Origin of the sequence: Nocardia sp. NPDC058519 (assembly GCF_042719755.1) — a bacterium.
Taxonomy (GTDB): domain Bacteria; phylum Actinomycetota; class Actinomycetes; order Mycobacteriales; family Mycobacteriaceae; genus Nocardia.
The window spans coordinates 482,839-503,624 of record NZ_JBHXNK010000001.1; the positions used below are offsets into that span (position 1 = coordinate 482,839).

Annotated in this window: 16 protein-coding genes; 7 read left to right on the forward strand and 9 right to left on the reverse strand. The window is 67.2% G+C overall.

The window, feature by feature from the left end; all coding sequences use genetic code 11:
• Window positions 1–31: 31 nt before the first annotated feature.
• Window positions 32–3,595 carry an arabinosyltransferase domain-containing protein gene (locus ACFWPK_RS02205; RefSeq protein ID WP_378912700.1) on the forward strand — a complete coding sequence of 1,188 codons (3,564 nt, stop codon included), beginning with the start codon at window positions 32–34 and terminating at the stop codon, window positions 3,593–3,595.
• A gap of 64 nt (window positions 3,596–3,659) precedes the next feature.
• Here the strand turns inward: ACFWPK_RS02205 and ACFWPK_RS02210 are convergent, their stop codons facing one another.
• A complete protein-coding gene (locus ACFWPK_RS02210; RefSeq protein WP_378912701.1) occupies window positions 3,660–4,748 on the reverse strand; it encodes an alpha/beta hydrolase in 1,089 nt (362 codons plus the stop codon).
• A 329-nt stretch (window positions 4,749–5,077) separates the two neighbouring features.
• Between ACFWPK_RS02210 and ACFWPK_RS02215 the strand changes: the two genes are divergently transcribed.
• Window positions 5,078–6,208, forward strand: a complete 1,131-nt coding sequence (locus tag ACFWPK_RS02215) for a metallophosphoesterase (RefSeq protein WP_378912702.1) — start codon at window positions 5,078–5,080, stop codon at window positions 6,206–6,208.
• A 6-nt stretch (window positions 6,209–6,214) separates the two neighbouring features.
• Here the strand turns inward: ACFWPK_RS02215 and ACFWPK_RS02220 are convergent, their stop codons facing one another.
• Window positions 6,215–6,910 (reverse strand): LppP/LprE family lipoprotein, encoded by a 696-nt coding sequence (locus ACFWPK_RS02220; RefSeq protein WP_378912703.1) that lies wholly within the window; start codon window positions 6,908–6,910, stop codon window positions 6,215–6,217.
• A 216-nt stretch (window positions 6,911–7,126) separates the two neighbouring features.
• On the opposite strand from ACFWPK_RS02220, the gene ACFWPK_RS02225 reads away from it, so the two are divergent.
• The 4 genes from ACFWPK_RS02225 (at window position 7,127) to ACFWPK_RS02240 (ending at window position 13,295) form a co-directional block, all read left to right on the forward strand.
• Window positions 7,127–8,452, forward strand: a complete 1,326-nt coding sequence (locus tag ACFWPK_RS02225; protein WP_378912704.1) for a permease prefix domain 1-containing protein — start codon at window positions 7,127–7,129, stop codon at window positions 8,450–8,452.
• 47 nt (window positions 8,453–8,499) lie between these two features.
• Window positions 8,500–9,975, forward strand: a complete 1,476-nt coding sequence (locus ACFWPK_RS02230) for a 3' terminal RNA ribose 2'-O-methyltransferase Hen1 (protein WP_378912705.1) — start codon at window positions 8,500–8,502, stop codon at window positions 9,973–9,975.
• Window positions 9,972–12,491 (forward strand): polynucleotide kinase-phosphatase, encoded by a 2,520-nt coding sequence (locus tag ACFWPK_RS02235; protein WP_378912706.1) that lies wholly within the window; start codon window positions 9,972–9,974, stop codon window positions 12,489–12,491. Before ACFWPK_RS02230 ends, ACFWPK_RS02235 begins: the two co-directional genes overlap by 4 nt.
• Window positions 12,492–12,617: 126 nt before the next feature.
• Window positions 12,618–13,295 (forward strand): DUF4352 domain-containing protein, encoded by a 678-nt coding sequence (locus ACFWPK_RS02240; protein WP_378912707.1) that lies wholly within the window; start codon window positions 12,618–12,620, stop codon window positions 13,293–13,295.
• A 34-nt stretch (window positions 13,296–13,329) separates the two neighbouring features.
• Here ACFWPK_RS02240 and ACFWPK_RS02245 read toward each other — a convergent pair whose 3' ends face one another.
• Window positions 13,330–14,025, reverse strand: coding sequence for a class I SAM-dependent methyltransferase (locus ACFWPK_RS02245; RefSeq protein ID WP_378912708.1), 696 nt, complete (start codon window positions 14,023–14,025; stop codon window positions 13,330–13,332).
• Window positions 14,026–14,061: 36 nt separating this feature from the next.
• Window positions 14,062–14,706, reverse strand: a complete 645-nt coding sequence (locus tag ACFWPK_RS02250) for a dihydrofolate reductase family protein (protein ID WP_378912709.1) — start codon at window positions 14,704–14,706, stop codon at window positions 14,062–14,064.
• A gap of 60 nt (window positions 14,707–14,766) precedes the next feature.
• Here ACFWPK_RS02250 and ACFWPK_RS02255 point away from each other — a divergent pair, with 60 nt between their 5' ends.
• On the forward strand, window positions 14,767–15,285 hold the full coding sequence (locus ACFWPK_RS02255; protein ID WP_378912710.1) for a winged helix-turn-helix transcriptional regulator: 519 nt from the start codon (window positions 14,767–14,769) through the stop codon (window positions 15,283–15,285).
• Window positions 15,286–15,288: 3 nt separating this feature from the next.
• Here ACFWPK_RS02255 and ACFWPK_RS02260 read toward each other — a convergent pair whose 3' ends face one another.
• The 5 genes from ACFWPK_RS02260 to ACFWPK_RS02280 all read right to left on the reverse strand — a co-directional run bounded on the left by ACFWPK_RS02260 (window position 15,289) and on the right by ACFWPK_RS02280 (window position 20,507).
• On the reverse strand, window positions 15,289–16,305 hold the full coding sequence (locus tag ACFWPK_RS02260) for a fatty acid desaturase family protein (RefSeq protein ID WP_378912712.1): 1,017 nt from the start codon (window positions 16,303–16,305) through the stop codon (window positions 15,289–15,291).
• A 73-nt stretch (window positions 16,306–16,378) separates the two neighbouring features.
• On the reverse strand, window positions 16,379–16,675 hold the full coding sequence (locus ACFWPK_RS02265) for a DUF2283 domain-containing protein (RefSeq protein WP_378912713.1): 297 nt from the start codon (window positions 16,673–16,675) through the stop codon (window positions 16,379–16,381).
• Complete coding sequence (locus ACFWPK_RS02270) at window positions 16,635–19,238, reverse strand: hypothetical protein (RefSeq protein WP_378912714.1); 2,604 nt, start codon at window positions 19,236–19,238, stop codon at window positions 16,635–16,637. Before ACFWPK_RS02270 ends, ACFWPK_RS02265 begins: the two co-directional genes overlap by 41 nt.
• A gap of 3 nt (window positions 19,239–19,241) precedes the next feature.
• The gene (locus ACFWPK_RS02275) at window positions 19,242–19,556 is read right to left on the reverse strand and encodes a WXG100 family type VII secretion target (RefSeq protein ID WP_378912715.1); all 315 of its coding nucleotides are present in this window, start codon (window positions 19,554–19,556) and stop codon (window positions 19,242–19,244) included.
• 144 nt (window positions 19,557–19,700) lie between these two features.
• Window positions 19,701–20,507: a DUF6585 family protein gene (locus ACFWPK_RS02280; protein ID WP_378912716.1), complete on the reverse strand. Its 807-nt coding sequence runs from the start codon at window positions 20,505–20,507 to the stop codon at window positions 19,701–19,703.
• Window positions 20,508–20,786: the final 279 nt, after the last annotated feature.

The window sequence follows — 20,786 nt, forward strand, 5'->3', positions numbered from 1 at the left end:
CGACCGAACGACAGTGGCTAGCATCTCGTTTGTGGGTGGAGATTCTTCCGGCTTCGGCCGAATGCAGAAAATCGGGATCGCGGCGGGGGCACTGGGTGTGGCGCTGGCGGTGGCGACTCCGTTGCTGCCGGTTCAGCAGCAGCGCGCGAGCCTGGATTGGCCGCAGCCGCAGTCGATGCAACTGAGCGCGCCGCTCGTGGACTACGTGCCGCTGTCGCTCGATCTGAGCATTCCGTGTACGGCGTTGCGCGATATGACCGGCGGGACCGTGCTGTCCACAGTGCCCGCCCAGGCGCCGCGCGCCGGGTCGAAGGGATTGGTGGCGCGGATCGAGGACCGGCCGGGAGCCGGTCGGACGCTGTCCGTGGTGCTCCGCGACAAGCTGCTGTTGAGTGCGTCGATCGCGGATATCGCAGGCACCGATCCGGTGCGAGCGGCCGCGCCCGGCGCCGACGCCGAGGGCACGCAGCCCCCGCCTGCCGGGGCCAACCCACCGCCCGGCACCCGGCCTCCCGGCAGCACGCCGCCCAACGGTGCTCCCGCTCCTGGCAGCCCTCCCCCTTCGGGCTCGGTTCCGCCCGGCGGTGCACAGTCATCGCCTACGAAGCCACCGGCCGGTCCGGATGGCGGGGGCGCTCCGGGAAACGCTGTGCCTGCGAATGCGCTGGATGCTCGATGCGGTGCGTTGACGGTGGTTTCCACTGCGGCGAGCACGACCGCCGAACTCACCCGCATGACCAGGGCCGACGGATCGCCGATGAAGACGACCGTGGACGCGGATATGCGGCCGCAAGTGGTCGGCGTCTTCACCGAATTGGATCGTGGACGGATGGGGGACGCGCGGCTGCATGCCGAGATCGATGCGCGGTTCTCGTCGAGTCCGAGTGGCTGGAAACTGGTGGCGATCATCGGCGCGGTGTTGTGTGCGCTGCTCGCGTTGATCTGCTTGCACCGCGGCGATATTCGCGACGGTCGTCGGGCGCGTCGCATCCTGCCCGCACGCTGGTGGCGATTCAGCGGTCTCGATGTGGCGGTCGCGGCGACCTTGGTCGGGTGGCATGTGATCGGCGCCAACAGTTCTGACGACGGCTACATCCTCACGATGGCGCGCGCGTCGAAGGAAGCGGGCTACACCGCCAATTACTACCGGTGGTTCCAGGTCGCCGAGGCCCCGTTCGGGTGGCCCTACGAGGTGCTCGCGCAGATGACCCGGGTCAGTGAGACCGGGCTGTGGATGCGGTTGCCCGCGTTGCTCGCCGGGTTCGTGTGCTGGCTGGTGCTCAGCCGGGAAGTGTTGCCACGCCTGGGTTCCGGCGTGAGTTCGAGCCGAGTGGCGCGCTGGACCGCGGCGCTGGTGTTCCTGGCGATCTGGCTTCCCTACAACAACGGCCTGCGCCCCGAACCGCTGATCGCGGTCGGCGCGCTCCTCACCTGGTGCTCGATGGAACGGGCGATCGCCACCCGCCGCCTGCTGCCCGCCGCCGTCGCGGTGCTGATCGCCGCGTTCTCCCTCGCGGCCGGTCCCACCGGATTGATCTGCGTGGCAGCACTATTGGCCGGTTCGCGGCCCGTCCTCCGGACGATCATCGCCCGTGCCACACCGGATTCGGGCACCGTCGCGAGCACTCGCGGAGCCGTGTTCCTCCGGTACACCGCACTCGTGGTCCCGATCGTCGCCGCGGGCACTCTCGTGCTGGTCGTCGTCTTCGCCGACCAGACCTTCTCGACCGTCCTCGAAGCCACCCGTGTCCGCCAGCTCGTCGGCCCCGACATGTCCTGGTTCGAGGAACGCACCCGCTGGGATTCCCTGTTGTCGGTCAACCCCGACGGCTCCCTGGCCCGCCGCTTCGGCATCCTCGCGATGCTCCTGTGCCTCGCCGTCGGCATCGTCGCGACTCTGCGCCGCGACCGGATCCCCGCGACCGCCCGTGGACCGGTCACCCGAATCCTCGCCGTCGTCTTCATGGCCCTGCTGCTGATGATGTTCACCCCCACCAAGTGGACCCACCACTTCGGCGTCTACGCGGGCCTGGCAGCCGCACTCGCAGCGATCACCGCGGTCGCCCTGACCCGCACCCGCCCCGGCTACCTGCGCACCCTGTTCGCCGCCGCCGTCCTGTTCCTGCTGGCCGTGAGCTTCACCGGCTCCAACGGCTGGTGGTACGTCTCGGGCTACGGAGTCCCCTGGCCCGACCGCGCCCCCACCCTCGGCGGCATCGAGGTATCGACGATCTTCCTCGCGGCAACGGCCGCAGCGCTGCTCACTGCCCTGTGCCAGTACTACCGGGCGCCCTTCGCGAACCCCACCGATCGCGGTACCGACGGACTGAAGCGCCGGGTATCGGCTGTCGCGCCGCTGACGATCGCCGCGGCGGCCATGGTGTTGTTCGAAGTGGGATCGCTGGTGTCCGCGGCTGTTTCGCAGTATCCGGCCTACTCGGTCGGGCTGTCGAATCTGCGCGCGCTGGCGGGAGATCAGTGCGCGATGGCGGATGACGTTCTCGTCGAGACGAATACGGCGGACTCGTTGCTCACCCCGTACAGCGGCACCGTCGCCGACGGGCTGGCCGCCGAGAACACCGGCTTCACCCCGAACGGTGTCGGAAGCCTCGCCCCTGATCCCGGCCCGGGCCAATCCGCCGCCCCGCCTTCGGGTTCGGGACCTGGCCCCGGCGGCGCGGGGCCCGGCCCGGGTGGAGGCGCACCGCCGAGCGGTCCGAATGCGGGACCGCCGGGACCACCGGGCGTGTCCGGGCCCGCAGTGGCGGGAGTGAACGGGAGCACGGTCGCATTGCCGTTCGGCCTCGCTCCCGAACGCACACCGGTGCTCGGCAGCTACTCGAGTGGTGAGCCGCAGCGAACGCAGCTGACGACCCAGTGGTATCGAATGGATCTCGCTGCCGCACAACAGAATCCGGCGTACCGCGTGCTGATTCTGACGGTCGCCGGACGGATCGAGTCCACCGCGCCCGATGGTTCGCGCATGCCAGGGCAGCGGTTGCGGGTGGAGTTCGCTCGTCGCGACGGCGACGGAACCATCACCGCCCTGGGCGATGTGATCCCGCCGACGGTCGGTGGCGCTCCGGGCTGGCGCAATATCCCGGTCGCACTGGATCGAATTCCCGCAGGCACCACAGCCGTTCGGCTCGTCGCCGACGCGGGCGAGCCCAACCCCATGCAGTGGCTCGCGCTCACCCCGCCGCGCCTGCCGAAGCTGTCGAGCCTGAACACCGTCGTCGGCAGCTCCGACCCGGTCCTCGCGGATTGGCATGTAGGACTGGCGTTCCCGTGCCAGCGCCCGTTCGATCATCGACACGGTGTCGCGGAGATGCCGATCTGGCGGATCCAGCCCGACAAGCTCAACGCACAGGTCTCCGAGACGTGGCAGGGCGACACCGGCGGCGGCCCCCTCGGCTGGACCGGCCTGCTCATGCAGTCCCGCACCATCCCCGCCTACCTGGCCGACGACTGGACCCGCGACTGGGGCGAACTCCAACGCCTCATCCGAACCCTCGCCGCGCCACCGGCGGACATCGACGTCCACACCGAAACCCGCTGGGGCCTGACCACCGTCTCCCCGATCAAGACCAGCTGACCTCCACAAGCACGAACCGCCGCTACCCGAACACGGGTAGCGGCGGTTTCTGTTGTGGCAGAGGCTACTTCGGCGGTTCGCCACCAGCGGGCGGTCCACCGGCCGGTGGTCCACCGGCGGGCGGTGCGCCACCGCCGGGCGGCGTCGCGCCCGCGGGCAGTGGCTTGCCGATATTGCGTGCCATGTCCGGCATCAGGCGGATGGCGACCTGCTCCCAGGTGCCCCAGTTGTGAATGCCGATGTCGGGGAAGTCGTAGCTGACATTCTCGTAACCCAGTGCGGTTACCCGCTTTTCGAACGAACGGGTGTTGGCGAGGGCGATCGCCTCCAGTGGCATGCCCTGCGTGATCGCGTCGATCGAGGACAGATCCTGGTCGGCGGGCTTGGCGCTGCCCGCGGAGACGTAGAGGCGGGTGTTGTTGGCGATGAGCTTCTCGACGAAGCCGTAGGGGTCCATCCGGCGCCACTTCTCGCTGCCCGCGGGTGCCATCGCCTCGATGTTGTACCCACCGCTGGCGATCATCGCCCCGCCGAGCGCCTCACGCATGCCCGGCATGGACATGTGCAGATAGCCCGACAGCGAGCCCGCGTAGGTGAACTGCTCCGGGTAGTAGGCCGCCATCAACAATGCCGCGCTACCACCGCTGGACAGACCGACCACACCGTTGCGGGTCGAACTGAAGCCCAGCCGGGCCTTCATGGCGTCCGGGAGGGTCTTGGTGATGAAGGTTTCCCACTCGTAGGTGTTGGCCTTGCCCTGGGTGTCCTCCCAGCCACCGATCGCCGAACCGGAGTCCGCGCTCGGCAGCAGCGACCCGTCGGGATTGACGCCGCCGAAGCTGCTCGGCTGCTCCCAGTCGGCGTAGAAGCTGGACTGCCCACCCACCGGCATCACGACGTTGATATTGAACTTCGCCATCTGTGCCGGGATGGTGGTGTGCTTCTCCCAGCCGTTCAGATCGTCCTCGGCGCGTTCGCCGTCGAGCAGGTAGACCACCCGATCGGTGTTGCCGTCGGCCGCGCGGATGATCCTGGTGTTGATCTCCCCCATCGACGTGTCCACCCGGAAGTCGATCGCGGACGGGTCGGCATCGGCGGCGGCGGGCGCGACCGACGCGCCGAACGGCAGCACCGCCACCACCGCACCTGCCATGACCCGCCGGAACAGCCCGGATCTGTGACGGCGCTGCCGCGCCCCTCCCACAATTACGCCACGCATGATCGGTGTACTGACCTTCCGTTTGTGCGGCCGCGCCGCTCCCCACTCGACCCGCCGCGGTATGAAACCTGCGTGCGGGGCCCTGCCGGGCAGCATAGCGCGCACAACGATCCCCGGGAATATCGAATTACGCAGTGGGGCAGCCCGCTTCGCGCGTGCGCTCGGTGCTGCGGATTCTCGGCGAGGGAGCGCCCCGGACGGAGCGCTACCCTGGGAGGTCGATTCGTGGCCGCGCCCGGCCGCCCTGCCCAGAACGGGACCCCGTGAAGCTCGCCGTACGCCTGATGATGTTGTCGCTGGTCCTCGCCCTGCTGTTCGGGGTGCCCTGGTGGACGTTGGTCTCGGCACCGACCGGTGGCAGCGGCACGCTGTTCTGGATCGGGACGGCGATCGGTGTGGCCGCCCTCGGGTGCCTGCCGCTCACGATGTTCCTCGGGCACGGGCCCGCCCAGTCCGATCCGGCGGTGATCGTCGGCGACACCCTGCTCGGGGTCCTGTGGGTGGTGTTCTCCTGGTCGGTGATCGGGGTGTTCGCGCGTGGCGCACTGGCCGTGGCCGGTGTCGACGGTGCGCTCGCCGCGCGGCTCGTCGCGGCAGGGGTACTGGCGATCTCGGTGGTACTGGTCGCGTGGGGTGTCTACGAGGCGCGGCGGGTGCCGCGGGTGCGCACCGTCGACGTGGCGATCCGCGGGCTGGCCGACGGGCTCGACGGTTTGCGCGTGGTGGTCGTCACCGATACCCACTACGCCGCGCTCGACCGGCGGCGATGGTCGGAGCGGGTGGTCGAGGTGGTCAACGCGCAGCAGCCCGATATCGCCTGCCACGCGGGAGACCTAGCCGACGGGTCGGTGGCGAAGCGGCACGCCCAGGTCGACCCGCTGGCCGAGGTGAAGGCGCCACTTGGCCGGTTCTACATCACCGGCAACCACGAGTACTTCGGCGACGCGCAGGGCTGGATCGACCACATGGCGTCGATCGGCTGGGAGCCGCTGCACAACCAGCACCGGGTCGTCACCCGCGACGACGACCAGCTCGTCGTCGCCGGGATCGACGACCCGACCGGCAAGGGCCTGCCCGGCCACGGCCCCGACCTGCCCGCCGCCCTGAGCGGCGCCCCCGATGTCCCGGTGGTGCTGCTGGCCCACCAGCCCAAACAGATCGCCGACAGCGCGGCGGCGGGCGTCGCGCTGCAGATCTCGGGCCACACCCACGGTGGGCAGATCTGGCCGTTCCACTATCTCGTCCGGCTCGACCAGCCGGTGGTCGCCGGCCTGAGCAGGCACGCGAACAACACCCAGCTCTACACCAGCCGCGGCACCGGCTTCTGGGGTCCGCAACTACGGGTGTTCGCACCCAGTGAGATCACTGTGCTGGTGCTGCATCCGGAGCGCTGATGCCCGTCAGCGGTGGGGCTGGGTGACCTGCGACGGCAGCGGACCACTCATCACGACGCTCGAACCGGTCCACGAGTAGGTGATCGTCGCGGGTCCGCCCTGGGGTGTGGCGAAGGGTTCGTCGGCGGCCAGCCACCGGTACTCGACGGTGACGGCAGTGCTGCTCGAACCGGCGACGGTGGTGAAGGCGTACGGCTCGGAAGTGCCTGTGCCCAGGTACTTTCCGTTGTGGAAGAACAGCACGTGAATCGGGGCGCCCGCGGAGTTGCCGCCGATGGCGCGCACCCACAGCAGCTCACCGCAGTTGCCCGGCTGATCGGCGGAGGCCTGCCCGGCGACCCAGCTGCCGGTCAGGCTCGCCAGAGCATTCTGCACGCCGGTGGAGGACGTATCGATGCAGCGACCCGGGCCACTGATGTTGTTGGCGGGGGCGGGAGCTGTGGTGTCGGGCACCGGGATGATCGACGGAGGCGGTGTGACCCGCGGTGTTTCGGGCTCTGTGGTGTCGCCGGGCCGAGGTGCGGAGGTCTCCTCGGGCGCGGTCGACCCCGGCGCCTGGGTGCCCGGCGCGGGCTTTGCCGACGAGGCGGCCGGCGCGCGGGAGGTCGAAGTGGTTGTCCCTGAACCACTCTCGTCAGTGCAGCCTGCGACCAGCGCCGCGGCGACGGCGATCAGCGCACCCATCCGAACTGCGTTCTTCATGGTTCCTCGATTCTGTGTCCCCTACGCGCGGTAGCGCGTACATGCACACTTCATCGGGGCCCTCGGCACGGTCGTTAGGCTATTCAACGGAATCCTCACCCTAGGGTGCGACATCCGCACCCTGAGGCCTGGAGCTGCTAGGTTTCCTCGACACGGTGGGCCCGGCGAGGCTCGAGCAGTCCGGCCGTCACCATGCAGCCGAGGCGTGGCGAAGGGATGGGCGTGATGGATTTACAGGTACTCATCGATCAGTGGCGCGGGTACGTCCAACGTCATCGCGCTGTCTCGGTCGCCGATGTCGACGAGATGGAAACCCATCTGCGCGAACAGATCTCGACACTTCAAGGCGCGGGACTGTCCGGCGACGAGGCATTTATCGTCGCGGTGAAGCGAATGGGCAGCATGGACGCGATCTCCCGCGAGCATTCCGAAAGACTTTGGAAGCAGCTCGTTCTGGTGCCGGAGAAGTCTCAGGGCGGTGGGGGCAATCGAGAGCTGATGGTGGTCCTCGCACTCGCCGTAGGGGCCGCGCTCGCGGTGAAGGCGGGCTTCACCTGGCTGGACGGTCCCGTGCTTGGCCGCAACCTCAGCCTGCTCGTATTGCCTTTCCTCGCCGGATATTTCGCGTGGAAGCGACAGGTTTCGGCACGGGTGGCCGGGGTGCTGCTCATCCCGTTCGTCCTCACCGCACTCGTCCTCAACCTCTATCCGTTCGAGCCCGACGGGGCGACCGAGGTCATCGCCGCGATCCACGCGCCGATCCTGCTGTGGTTGGTGGTCGGCCTGGCATACACGGGAGGTGACTGGCGATCCGGGCGGCGGCGGATGGATTTCATCCGGTTCACCGGGGAATGGTTCGTCTACCTGACCTTGCTGGCGCTCGGCGGCGGCGTGCTGATCGGGCTGACGGTCGGCGCGTTCGGGACCCTCGACTTCGATATCGAGCCCGTGATCGAAGACTGGGTGCTGCCCTTCGGCGCGGCGGGCGCGGTGATCGTCGCCGCGTGGCTGGTCGAGGCGAAACAGAACGTCGTGGAGAACATCGCGCCGGTGCTCACCCGGGTCTTCACCCCGCTCACCATCGTCATGCTGCTCGCGCTGCTGGCGGCCCTCGCGACCACCCGCGGCCTGACCGCCATCGACCGCGATCTGCTCATCCTGATGGACCTGATCCTCGTTCTGGTTCTCGGCCTGCTCCTCTACACGATCTCCGCCCGCGATCCGCTGACCCCACCCGGCTTCTTCGACCGCCTGCAACTACTCCTGGTGGTCACCGCACTGGTCGTCGACGTGATGATGCTGGCCGCCATGCTCACCCGCATCGCCGAATTCGGCTCCACCCCGAACAAGGTGGTCGCGCTCGGCATGAATGTGGTGCTGCTGGTGAACCTGACGTGGTCGGGCCACCTCGGCTTCGGTTTCCTGCGCGGCACGAAGACCTTCGCCGCTCTCGAACGCTGGCAGACCGACTACCTCCCCGTGTACGGCGCGTGGGCGGCGGGCGTGATCGTCGCCATCCCGCCGTCGTTCGACTTCCGATGATCTGACACTCGGCGAAAACCGCTGGCGGGGCGTGACAGGATCAGCAAGTGCTCTTGACGATCTCTACGACTCACACGCCGGCGACGGACCTCGGATACCTCGTGGTCAAACATCCCGACCGCGTGCAGTCGTTCACGACCACCGGCGGCACGGCACACGTCTTCTATCCTCGAGCCGATGCCGACCGCTGCACGGTCGCGCTGCTGCTCGATGTCGACCCGGTCGAGTTGGCGCGACCGGCCAAGGGCCACAACGGTTCCGCGCTCGGGCGCTATGTGAACGATCGGCCGTATGTGGCGTCGAGCCTGCTGTCGGTGGCGTTGGGCAAGGTGTTCCGGTCGGCACTGAACGGGACCAGCCGCGACCGCGCCGAGTTGGCGCAGACGGCGATTCCGCTGGAGATCGAGGTGCCCGCCGTACCGTGCCGGGGTGGGACCGAAATCGTCGAAAGGCTGTTCGCGCCGCTGGGCTGGACGGTGTCGACCACATCGGTGCCGCTCGATCCGCAGTTCCCGGAATGGGGCCCTTCGCCCTACACCCACCTCCGCTTGACCGGCACGCTGCGGCTGGCGGACGCGCTGAACCACCTCTACGTGCTGTTGCCGGTGCTCGACGACGCCAAGCACTACTGGGTGGATGCCGACGAGGTCGACAAGCTGTTGCGCGCGGGCGAGGGCTGGCTCGGTGCCCATCCCGACCGCGAAATGATCGCGCGGCGCTATCTGGCCGGGCGACGGACGCTGATGCTGTCCGCGCTGGAACGTCTGCGTTCGGTGGACGAGCCACTCGATGACACCGAAATCCCCGGGGACGCGGTCGAACGCGTCGAAGCCGCCGAGCGCCGCACGCCGCTGGTGAAACTCCGGAAAGAAGCTGTGCTCGCCGCACTGGCCGAGACCGGCGCATCGCGGGTGCTCGATCTCGGTTGTGGCCCGGGCGCTTTGCTCCTCGCGCTGCAAGCCGAACCCCGGTTCACCGAAATCGTCGGCGCCGACGTCTCCAGCGCGGTGCTGTCGATGGCGGAGCGGCGCTTGAAGTTCGATCGGATGTCGGACCGCCAGCGGGCCAGGATCACCCTGATCCAGTCGGCCCTGACCTACCACGACAACCGGCTGCGAGGCTTCGACGCCGCGGTGCTCATGGAGGTGATCGAACACCTCGACGAGTCCAGGCTGCCCGCGCTCGAACGCGCCGTCTTCGGGCATGCCGCACCCGGCGCGGTGATCGTGACGACACCGAACGTGGAATACAACGTGCACTACGAAACCCTCGACGGTCACCGCCACGACGATCACCGATTCGAGTGGACCCGTGCGGAATTCGCCGCATGGTGTGCCCGTGTAGCCGAGATGTTCGGCTACACCGTCGACATCCGCCCGGTCGGCGACCACGACCCGCAGACCGGCTCCCCCACCCAACTAGCGCTCTTCCGGAAGGCCCCTGTGATATCGGCGCCTTTACTCGGCCCTGCGTGGTCACGCTCCGCTACCGCCTCCGGGCCTGAACGTAAAGGCGCGCTATGAACATCGACCTCCCCGAACTGTCGCTCATCGCGCTCGTCGGCATCTCCGGCTCCGGTAAATCCACCTTCGCCCGCGAGCACTTCAAGCCCACCGAGGTGCTGTCGTCGGACTTCTTCCGCGGCTTGGTCGCCGACGACGAGAACGACCAGTCCGCAACGAAGGACGCCTTCGACGCGCTCGGTCACATCGCCGGAATCCGGCTGCGCGCCGGTCGGCGGGTCGTCATCGACGCGACCAATGTGCAGAAGCACGCGCGGGCCGAATTGGTCGCGCTGGCACGGTCTTTCGATGTGCTGCCGGTCGCGATCGTCATCGACACACCTGAAGCTGTCGCGTGGGAACGCACTCAGGGCCGCACCGATCGCGACTTCGGTCGCAATGTGCTCAAGCGGCAGAGTCAGGACCTGCGGCGTTCGCTGCGCGAGCTCGGCCGTGAGGGTTTTCGCAAGGTGCACGTCGTCAGCGATCCGGCGGACGTGACGATCACCTACGAGAAGGCGTGGAACGATCGGCGTGAACTCACGGGGCCGTTCGACATCATCGGCGATGTGCACGGTTGCCGGGCCGAATTGGAAACGCTGCTGGGCGAACTCGGGTGGACGCTGGTTCGCGACGACGCGGGTCGACCGGTCGATGCCACACACCCGGAGGGGCGTCAGGCGGTATTCGTCGGCGACCTGGTCGACCGTGGGCCCGATTCGCCGGGCGTGCTGCGCTTGGTGATGGGAATGACCGCGAACGGCCATGCGCTGTGTGTGCCGGGCAATCACGAGCAGAAGCTGCTCAAGAAGTTGCGTGGCAAGAACGTCACGGTGTCGCACGGGTTGGCCGAGACACTCGAACAATTGGACAGTGAGACACCGGAATTCGTCTCAGCTGCCGCGCAGTGGATCCACGACTTGGTGAGCCACTTGCGATTGGACGGTGGGCGCCTCGTCGTGGCACACGCCGGACTCAAAGAGGAGTACCACGGCCGGGCTTCCGGACGGGTGCGCGACTTCTGCCTGTACGGCGAATCCACCGGGGAGACAGACGAATACGGCCTACCGGTGCGTTATCCATGGGCCCGGGACTATCGCGGTGCGGCGACGGTCGTCTACGGGCACGTGCCGACGCCGAAGGTGGAGTGGATCAACAACACCGTCTGCCTCGACACCGGCGCGGTGTTCGGCGGTGAGTTGACGGCGATGCGTTACCCGGAGAAGACGTTCGTCGCGGTGCAGGCCGAGCAGGTGTACTACGAGCCGATCCGGCCGCTCGCCGACGCCGAATCCGCCCGCGACAACGAGACTCTCGACCTCGCCGATGTCACCGGGCGCAGGCACATCCGCACCGAGCACGGCACGGTGATCATCGACGCCGAGAACTCGGCGGCCGCGCTGGAGGTGATGAGCCGGTTCGCGATCGACCCCCGGCTGCTGCTGTGGTTGCCGCCGACCATGTCCCCACCGTCGACCTCGACCGTCGAGGGTTATCTCGAATACCCCACGGAGGCGTTCGCCGACTATCGCGCGGCGGGCGTGGACAAGGTGGTGTGCGAGGAGAAGCACATGGGGTCGCGGGCCGTGGTGCTCGTGTGCCGTGACCGGGCCGCGGCTCGGTTCGGAGTCGGCGACGGGTGCTCCGGTGCGATCTACACCCGCACCGGACGGTCGTTCTTCAACGATTCGGCCCTCACCGAAGCCCTCCTGGAACGCGTACGTGCCGCAGCCACACCACTTTTCGACGAACTCGATTCGGACTGGCTGCTCCTGGACTGCGAGTTGCTGCCCTGGTCGGCCAAGGCTGCCGGGCTGATCCGCACCCAGTACGCGGCGGCAGGCGCGGCCGCGCGGTCCGCACTTCCGGCCGCCGTCGCGGCCCTCGACGCCGGCCTGGCCCGTGGCCTCGACCTCGGCGAACTGCGCGACCGCACCGCCGCCCGCGCCGAGAACGCCGACAACTTCACCGCCGCCTACCGTCGATACTGCTGGCCGACAACAGGACTCGACGGCGTCCAGATCGCACCGTTCGCCCTCCTGGCCTCCGAAGGCGCCACCTACGCCGACCGCGACCACGGCTGGCACCTCGACATCAGCGACCGATTGGTAGCCGCCGACCCGGTGACCTTCCGCCCCACCGGCCGCCGAATCGTCGATCTGTCCGACCCCGCCGCCGAAGCCGAAGCCACCACCTGGTGGCTGGAGATGACCGAGGCGGGCGGCGAAGGCATGGTCATCAAGCCCTACGCCGGCCTCGCCCACCGCACCAAAGGCAAACTCGCCCAACCGGGCATCAAATGCCGAGGCCGCGAATACCTCCGCATCATCTACGGCCCCGACTACACCACCCCCACCCACCTCACCCGCCTACGCGACCGCACCCTCAGCCGCAAACGCACCCTCGCCCTCCGCGAACACACCCTCGGCCTGGCAGCCCTCGATGCCGTCGCGACGGGCGAGCCGTTGTGGCGAGTCCACGAGCTGGTTTTCGCGATCCTCGCCATGGAATCCGTGCCCACCGACCCCCGCCTCTGACCACCCTTTCCCACTCGTCGCGCGGCCCAAACACTTGGACTCTGTTAGGTACGTAACACCTCGATAGTCACCAGAGATCTCTCTACCGAATGGAAGTGCCTGAACAGACCCCCGAGAGGAACACACTTGACGACCCCGCCGTATCCGCAGCAGCCGTACCCACAACAGCCGTACGGCGGGCAACCGGGGTATCCGTATCCACCGCGACCACCGAAGAAGAGCAACGCGAACACGATCATCCTGGTGGTGGTCGGCGTCCTCGTCGCGCTCTGCGGGTTCGGCGGGTGTGTATCAGCACTATCGGGCAGCAGCGACAAAGCCACGGCCACTACGACGTTCACCACTGCTGCGGGCAAACCCACCGCACCCGGCAACCCGGCAGCCCCACTGCCCGACGAAGACGCCCCCGCGCCCGCCGGAACTGCGGTGCGCGACGGCAAGTTCGAGTTCACGGTGAACGCGGTCGACGCACCGGTCAAGGTCGTCGGAGACAACCCCTACCTGCAGAAGACGGCGCAGGGCGAGTACATCCTGGTTCACCTCACAGTGACCAACATCGGCAACAAGCCGCAGTCGTACTTCTCGAGCAACCAGACGATGATCGATGACCGCGGCCGAGAGTTCGAGAACGACACCATGGCTGGAATCAACGTCAACGACGGCACCGCCATGATGTCGGACATCAACCCGGGAAACTCGATCCAGGTGGTCGTCGTCTTCGACGTGCCCGCCGGAACCGTGCCGACCACACTCGAACTGCACGACTCCGCATTCTCGGGCGGCGCCGAGGTCGCCCTCCGCTGAATTCCGTCGGTTGCACCCTGAACCGACCCCTGAATCACCAGTCGTAGTACGAGACCACCGAGGGCTGGCCGGTGTAGCCGGGGCCTGCGGTGGTGTCAGCACCGAGGTAGACGGCCGCGAAGTCGGGGCGGCCGTCGCCGTGGATCTGGTGTCGGCGGACGTCGTAGGTCAAGCCGGCCGCTCGGAGGGTTTCGATGACGGTGTCGGTTGCCGGGGAGCCGTTGGGGCGGCGGATTTCGGTGGGGTCGAAGTCGGCGGCGAATCGGGCCGTCGGTGCGAGCCAGCTCGTCATCGCTTCGATGAGGGCGAGTTTGTCGCCGATGTAGTGCAGGCCGTGTACGCAGGTGACCAGGTCGGCCTTGCGGGGTGGAGTCCACGTTGTCGCCGAGGTGGCGAGCAGACGCAGACGGGGGGTGCGGGGTGTGCCGAGGAAGAAGTCGACGAGGTCTATGCCGATGATGGTGAGGTCGGCGGCCGGGAATTCTCGGTCGAATCGCGCTTCTGCCTCGAGCAGCGCGCGGCCCGAGCCGCAACAGACGTCGATCCAGGTGACCTGTGCCGTGGGGTCGGCGCGCAGGCGCTCGGCGAGTACCTCGTAGGGGTCGAATCCGAGTTCTCGGGTGTAGCTGTTCACGCCGGACAGTCCCCGGCCGCGGTTCATCGCGTTGTTCGCGACTATCGAGGACTGTTCCAGCGTCAGGTTGTCGAGCAGCACGGGATCTGTTGGCACCACATCATTATCGCTGCTGCGCAGTTCAGGTGGTATTTATCGGCGCCAGAAGAAGTTGTGTACCACTCCGCTGGGGCTGGGGATCTGCTCGTGGTGGAAGCGGTCGTCGTATTCGTCGGAGCTTTCCCACAGTCGTTCGCCCGCACCGATTTCCACCGGTGCGACTGCTATGTGCATCGCGTCGATGAGGTCGGCGGCGAGGAACTCGCGGACCGTGGCGACGCCGCCGCCGATGCGCACATCCTTGCCGTCGGCGGCGTCGAGGGCCTGGACGAGTGCGTCCTTCGGAGTGGCATCGATGAAGTGGAAAGTGGTGTCGGCCAGGGTGAATGACGGGCGCTCGTGGTGGGTGAGGACGAAAACCGGGGTGTGGAACGGCGGGGTGTCGCCCCACCAGCCCTGCCAGTCGTAGTTCTCCCACGGTCCGCGCTGCGGGCCGAACTTGTTGCGGCCCATGATTTCCGCGCCGATGTTGAAGGGGAAGTCGCGGGTGATGTAGTCGTCGAGGCCGTAGGTGCCGCCGGGATCGGTGCGGTTGGGCCAGTGCGCGGTGGCGCCCGCCCAGGACATGAAGTCAGCGGGGTCGGCGTGACCGAAGGGGCGGTCGAGACTCTGTCCCTCCCCCGCACCGTACCCGTCGCGGGAAACGCTGAAGTTCTGAACGCGAACCATCTGAGCCATCGGAGTGCCCTTTCTGATTGCAATGTGCAAGCAGTCACGAACGTATCCTAGACTGATCCTATGTCGCAACCAGTTTCTCCGGAGAAGTTGCCGGTGGCGCCGGGCAAGTCGGGCTGCCCGATCAATCTGACGGTCGAGCTCCTCGGCGACCGATGGAGCCTGATCATCCTGCGCGACATCATGTTCGGCGGGTATACGCACTTCCGGGAGCTGCTCACCGGATCCATCGAGGGCATTGCCTCGAACATCCTGGCCGCTCGCCTCGCCAAACTGGTCGCCGCGGGGCTACTCACTCGTGACGACGACCCGAGCCACCGTCAGAAGGTCGAATATCACCTCACCGAAGCCGCGATTCAGCTCGTTCCAGTGCTGGCCGCGCTGGGCGCGTGGGGCGCGCGGTGGTTGCACACGGCGCCGGAGCTGACCGTGCGCGCGGAATTGCTGGCCGCGGGTGGCCCCCCGATGTGGGACCGGTTCATGGATGAACTGCGCGCCACCCATCTGCGCGGCGCGCCGCTGCCCGACGACGGGGTGCTCGCAGAACTCACCGCCGCCTACAACGCGACGGTCGGCGAGTAGGCGCTACCGCACAGTCTGGCGGCCGACCTCGTTCAGGTGGGCCATCGCCTGGCGGTACGACTCGAACAGGCCGGTCTCGCAGTAGGGAACGTCGATCTCGGCGCAGAACTGGGCGACCATCGGCTGCGCACGGCGCAGGTTGGCGCGGGGCATCGACGGGAACAGATGGTGCTCGATCTGGTAGTTCAGGCCGCCCATGGCGGTGTCGACGAGGAAGCTGCCGCGCACATTGCGTGAGGTGAGCACCTGCCTGCGCAGGAAGTCGGTGTTGTCACCTTCGGGCAGAACTTCCATGCCCTTGTGGTTCGGGGCGAAGGTGGAGCCCATGTACAGACCGAACAGGCCCTGCTGAACGGCGATGAACACCAACGCTTTACCCGGCGACAGCACCAGGAACGCCGCGGAGAGCAAGCCGATGAAATGGGTGGCGAGCAGCGCACCTTCCCAGATGCGGTTCGGGATCGGCCAGCGGAACACCGCGACGATGCTCTTCCAGTGCAGGCTGCCACCTTCGAGCAGCAACAGCGGGAAGAACAGCCACGCCTGGTAGCGGAAAATGAATCGGCGCCACCCCTTACCGGCCCGCGCGCGGTCACCGGAGAACGCGAGCACGCCCATCGCGTCCGGGTCGGCGCCCTCGGTATTGGGATGGGCGTGGTGGCGGTTGTGGTTGCTGGTCCACCAGCCGATGCTCAGCCCGATCGCGAGATTGCCGGCGATCAGGCCGTACAGATAGTTGGCCCGCCGCCCGGCGAAGATCTGCTTGTGCCCCGCATCGTGGCCGAGGAACGCGATCTGCGAGAACACCGCCGCCAGGAACACCCCGACGGCCAGCGTCCACCACGAGTCACCGATGGCGAAAAACGCCGCCCAACCAGCAACGAAAGCCACCGCGGTCAGCGCACTCTTCCACCCGTAGTACCCCACTTGCCGGTCGAGCAGGTCCGCCTCCCGGACGCGGCGCAACAGGACCGAGTACTCACTGCCACGCACGGGGACGACATCAGACGCGATAACCACGGGACAAGCATGGCGCATGGAGGCCACGGCCGGGTGAACGGGTTGCAGATCGATGACGACCGGACCCCATCCTCTACTCGGAGCGGTTACCCGAGGTGATGTCAAGGGCAGCTTCCTTCATCGCTGGAGTCAACTGCTTCGCTGCGTCGAGCAACTCCACGCCGAGCAGCGGACCGTCGGCCTCGAAGTCGAGAACGACCTCGAGGCCGTTCTCGGAGTCGTGCGCCGACTCACTCCGTGCCACGCATCGCGGGCCCGATCGGTCGGACCGAATCGCGAGATACGCGGCGTCCGCCTGCCTATCCCAAGTCAGCTTCTCGATATAGGCGTTATCCAGCATCTCGGTCGTCAGCTCCCACTGTTGGAACAAGGCATTCAGGGTCGGGTTCCGGCTCCGGTTCCGGCTCCGGCTCCGGCTCCGGCTCCCAGACAGAATCATCGGGAGGAGCAGCTGCCTCGAACTCCTCGATCGGCGGGACGCTGAAGTATCGCGGCGTATACGGGATCTTCGACGTCGTATCGGGAAACTCGTCCGGCCGCTCTTGTCGTGCGGGTACTTGCTCGCCCTCGGGGGTTTGCTCCCTGTCAGGTGTCGGCTGCGGCTCAGGTGCCGGTTGGGGATCGAGCGTCGGGTTCGGGGAGGTCTCGGTGGTATTTCGAAGTCCGTCGAGATCGGCCCGAAGCTCCCGGCGCTGGTTCATGAACTCGTTGATCTGCGCCTGCAACTCCCGGCGCTGCGCCATCAATTCGTTCGGCCGCAACCCCGCTCCCTCGAGCGCCGCGGTCCTCTCCGCGAACTCGTCCACGCGCTTCGAGAACGCGTCGTCCGCGGCATTTCGCATCTGCTCCGGCGTCATACCGCTCGGATCGATGCCCAATCCGCGCAACTTGTCCCGCGCAGAATCGAGCGCCGCGTCGGGGTTCTTCGCCTGCTCGCCTTCCGGCTTCGGCGCAACCTCCGGCTGCGACTGTTCCTCTCGCGGAGCGCGGGTTTCTGTGTTGGCCTGGGGTGTGGCTTCCTTTCCCGCGGGACCGGCCTCGACGCCCGGTAGCACCTCGAACAGGTTGGTGTGGCGTTCGGCGGCACCGGCGCGCGGCTCGGAACCGGCCGCGGCGGGTTCGGGGGTACCCGCCCGGGGCGTGGTCGGTTCGTGGCCCCTCGGCGAGGTCGGCTGCGGGCGGTTTTCCGCACCGGCCGTCGGCTTGGCTTGGCTGCCGTCACCTACCGCCGTCGGCTTGGCTTGGCTGCCGTCACCCACCCCGGTCGGCTTGGCTTGGCTGCCGTCACCCACCCCGGTCGGCTTGGCTTGGCTGCCGTCACCCACCCCGGTCGGCGGTGCGGACCGTGTGGGGTTCGACTCCGGACGAGCGCTGTTGACAGCTTCGCCACTGGGATTCACACCGTTGTTCCCCTCCTGCACAACGGTTTCCGAACCAACAGCGGCACGGCTGCCAGCCGCATTTCCTTCGGCCGCACCGTTCGAGCCCTCACCGCCGGCGGCACCGTCACCAGTGTTGCGGGCGCCCTGTGGCGATTCGGACACCGAGGGGGTTCCGTTCTCGTGCACAGGATTCGACGACGATCCGTCGCCTCCGTGTGTCGCGGTCGCCCCCTTCGGCGAAGCACCGGACTCGTTCCCATTGTTCTGCCCGGACGAGCCTTCTCTCGCGCCCGCGCTTTCGGGGCCACCAGGAATTCCGGAACGAGTTTCGCCGCCGGCGGTGCTGGTTCCCTCACTCGAATTCGACAGTTGCCCAGTCTGATTCCCGGCACCGCTGCTAGCAGCAGCCCCAGCCCGCGACCCGGAACCGTTCTCGCCAACCGCATTCCCGGTACCACTGTTTCCAGGCTGGTTGCCGCCGGTCGACCGATTTTCCCCGGAAGTACTGTTAGCCGGATCCCCGGCGCGATGGCCGCTCTCGGCGCGCGCCGGCGCACTACTGCCGTCCGGTCCACCGAAGCGTGCGGGGTCCGCCGCATTGAATCCGTTCGCACCGGGGCGACCGCCGGTCGGCGAATGACGGAAACCCTTACTGCCACCGGTCAACACACCGTAGGCCGCACCGCTGGTGAGCAGTCGCGGATCCCACGTCCACCCATTGGCGATACCGCCGACGCCCCAAGCCCCCAACGCGCCAACCATGCCCGATCCCGCGCCGACAGCGGCGCCCTTCAGACCATTGACGCCCTTGGCGGTCCATTTCCCGTCGGGCACAGGCAATTTCCCGGCCGCCTTGCCGAACAGCGCGCCTGCGGGACCACCGACCGCGCCTGCAGCCGCGGCGGTGTAGGCGGTGGTGCCCACTCGTTCCCAGTCGATCCCGTCCCGATGCCCCTTGCCGACCTGGTACGCCTGAATCGCGAGGTCCTGCCCGGCCCCGAGCACGGTGCTGATGGCGACATGCTTCACCGTGAATTTGGCGACCGCGGCAATACCGGTCTTCGCGGCGAATCGCGCGATGGCGGCGATCGCCCGGTTCGCCAGCAGCCGCACCGCCACGCGGGTGATGGCGATCGCTGCCGCTTGCACCGCGGGCGCGGTCGGCGGAAACAGCCATGCCAGCGCGATTTCGGCGGCGAGCATTCCCAGTGAGCTGATGACCAGGATCTTGGTGTACTCGATCTCGGTGGCCAGGGCATCCGCGGATTCGGCCACGTAGTCCAGAACCTTGGCCAGTTCCTCGAGCGACTCCGGGCCCCGGTCCAGCTTGTCCAATGCCGTGGTCATGGCCACGACGCCGTCGCCCCACGGGTACGCGTCGATGGTCGCCGTCTTGGCAGCGGCCAAATCCGGTAGCAGTTCCCGGATTTCGGCGGCGGCAGTGCGCCAGTCCTCGGCGATCGCCCACATCTGGTCTTCGTCGCCGTCGGGCCAATCCGATCCGGCGATCCAGCCGAGCCATTCCAGCTCACTGGGAATAGTGATGGACATGCGTTACGTGAACGAGTCCGTCGACCGCTGTTCGGTGCGGGCCAGTAATTCCACGGCCTTGTACTGCCCATCGGAGTAGGAGTCGAAGGTCTTGGCGGTATTGCCGATCCCCGTCGTGAGGTTCTCACGTGCCGCGATATAACCCTGATCGCCGTCCGCGAAGGTGCTGCCGTAACCGTCGCCGCCCCAGGGCGCACCCTTGGCGTCCAGGGAGGCCGCCAAGTTGGTGAGGATGGTGTTCATCCGATCGCGCAGATCACCCATTTTGCCTGCCGCACCACGCACTTGCTCCGGGGTTACCCCGACTTTCGATGCCACGCCTGGCCCCTTTCACCGATGAACCGATCTCAGACGATGGCATCGGCGCACGGGGCGGGAAAGATTCATTATCGAGTATTGACGCTTCCTTGATATATATTGCGGGACAACCGATCTCGTCTTGACGCAACGTTGATGCTCGCCCTACGACGGCGGCGGGCCGTACTCCGCTCGCATCCGCTCCGCCAGCTTCAGGAATACGGTGAAGTTCGGAATCAGGCTCACCGGAAGCGATTCCAGCGGTGTGGACTGTCCGGACACATGGATGCTCACCCACCCCTTGCTCACCTCGACATCTGTCACCTGCAACCACGCTGCCGATCGCTTCCCGGCACCGATCCGCGTGGACGTCATCCAGAAGTGTTCGAAGTCGAGCCGTCCACCCGCGTCGAGCACCGCTATCGACCGAGGCAATTGCGCGGCCGTTACGGCCTTGTCGATCGCCGGACCCCATTTCTCCGGATGGGCGATCGCGTGTCGCACCACGATCGGATCGCCCACGGAGTCGGTGAGCGTGTAGGAGTGCGAAACCTGTTCCGGTGCTGGATTTCTCACGAGCTGGACGACATTGCGCTTCAGTGCGGTGGTGTCGTAGCGAATGGTCCGTGGAGCCCCCCGCACGATCACGATGAGTCCGTGCTCGTACAGATCCAGTCGCGCTTTGCGGTTGCGACTGTTGGCATAACCCAACCGCAGCAGATCGAACAGCAACCGACCACCGAGCATCCCCACGATCGTGAGACCGAGAATGCCTATGATTTCGGCTCCGGTCACGAACCCGGTCACCGTCACCACCGTGAAGAGGACAACACCTACCGCCTCGATAACGGGTCGGCGCGTGCTCGGTTCCGCCGCGGTATAGGTCGCGAGGTGCCGCCCTAGATCCGCCTGCGCGGCGGCTCTGGCGACGGAATTCCGAAGCTCGAGATCAGGTTCGGGGACCACTGTCACGCCTGCTCACCGTCCACTGCGCCCATACTCGCCGATCATGCCGCAGCATCCCGGCGCACACCCGATCCGACGATCGTCCTTGACGGAACCTTCACGCTCGAACCGACCGGTGAAATCCGCGGACGGCCTTATGGCTCGGCGACGACGGTCTGACCGACCCAGACGATATTCTTCGATCTCCTCGATGCGCTTGTCCTTCTGGTCGCGGCGGACGATCAGGGGTCCTGGCTGAACCCGCGACGAAAGAGGCTGAGTTGAGCGACGATTCGTTGGACGAAG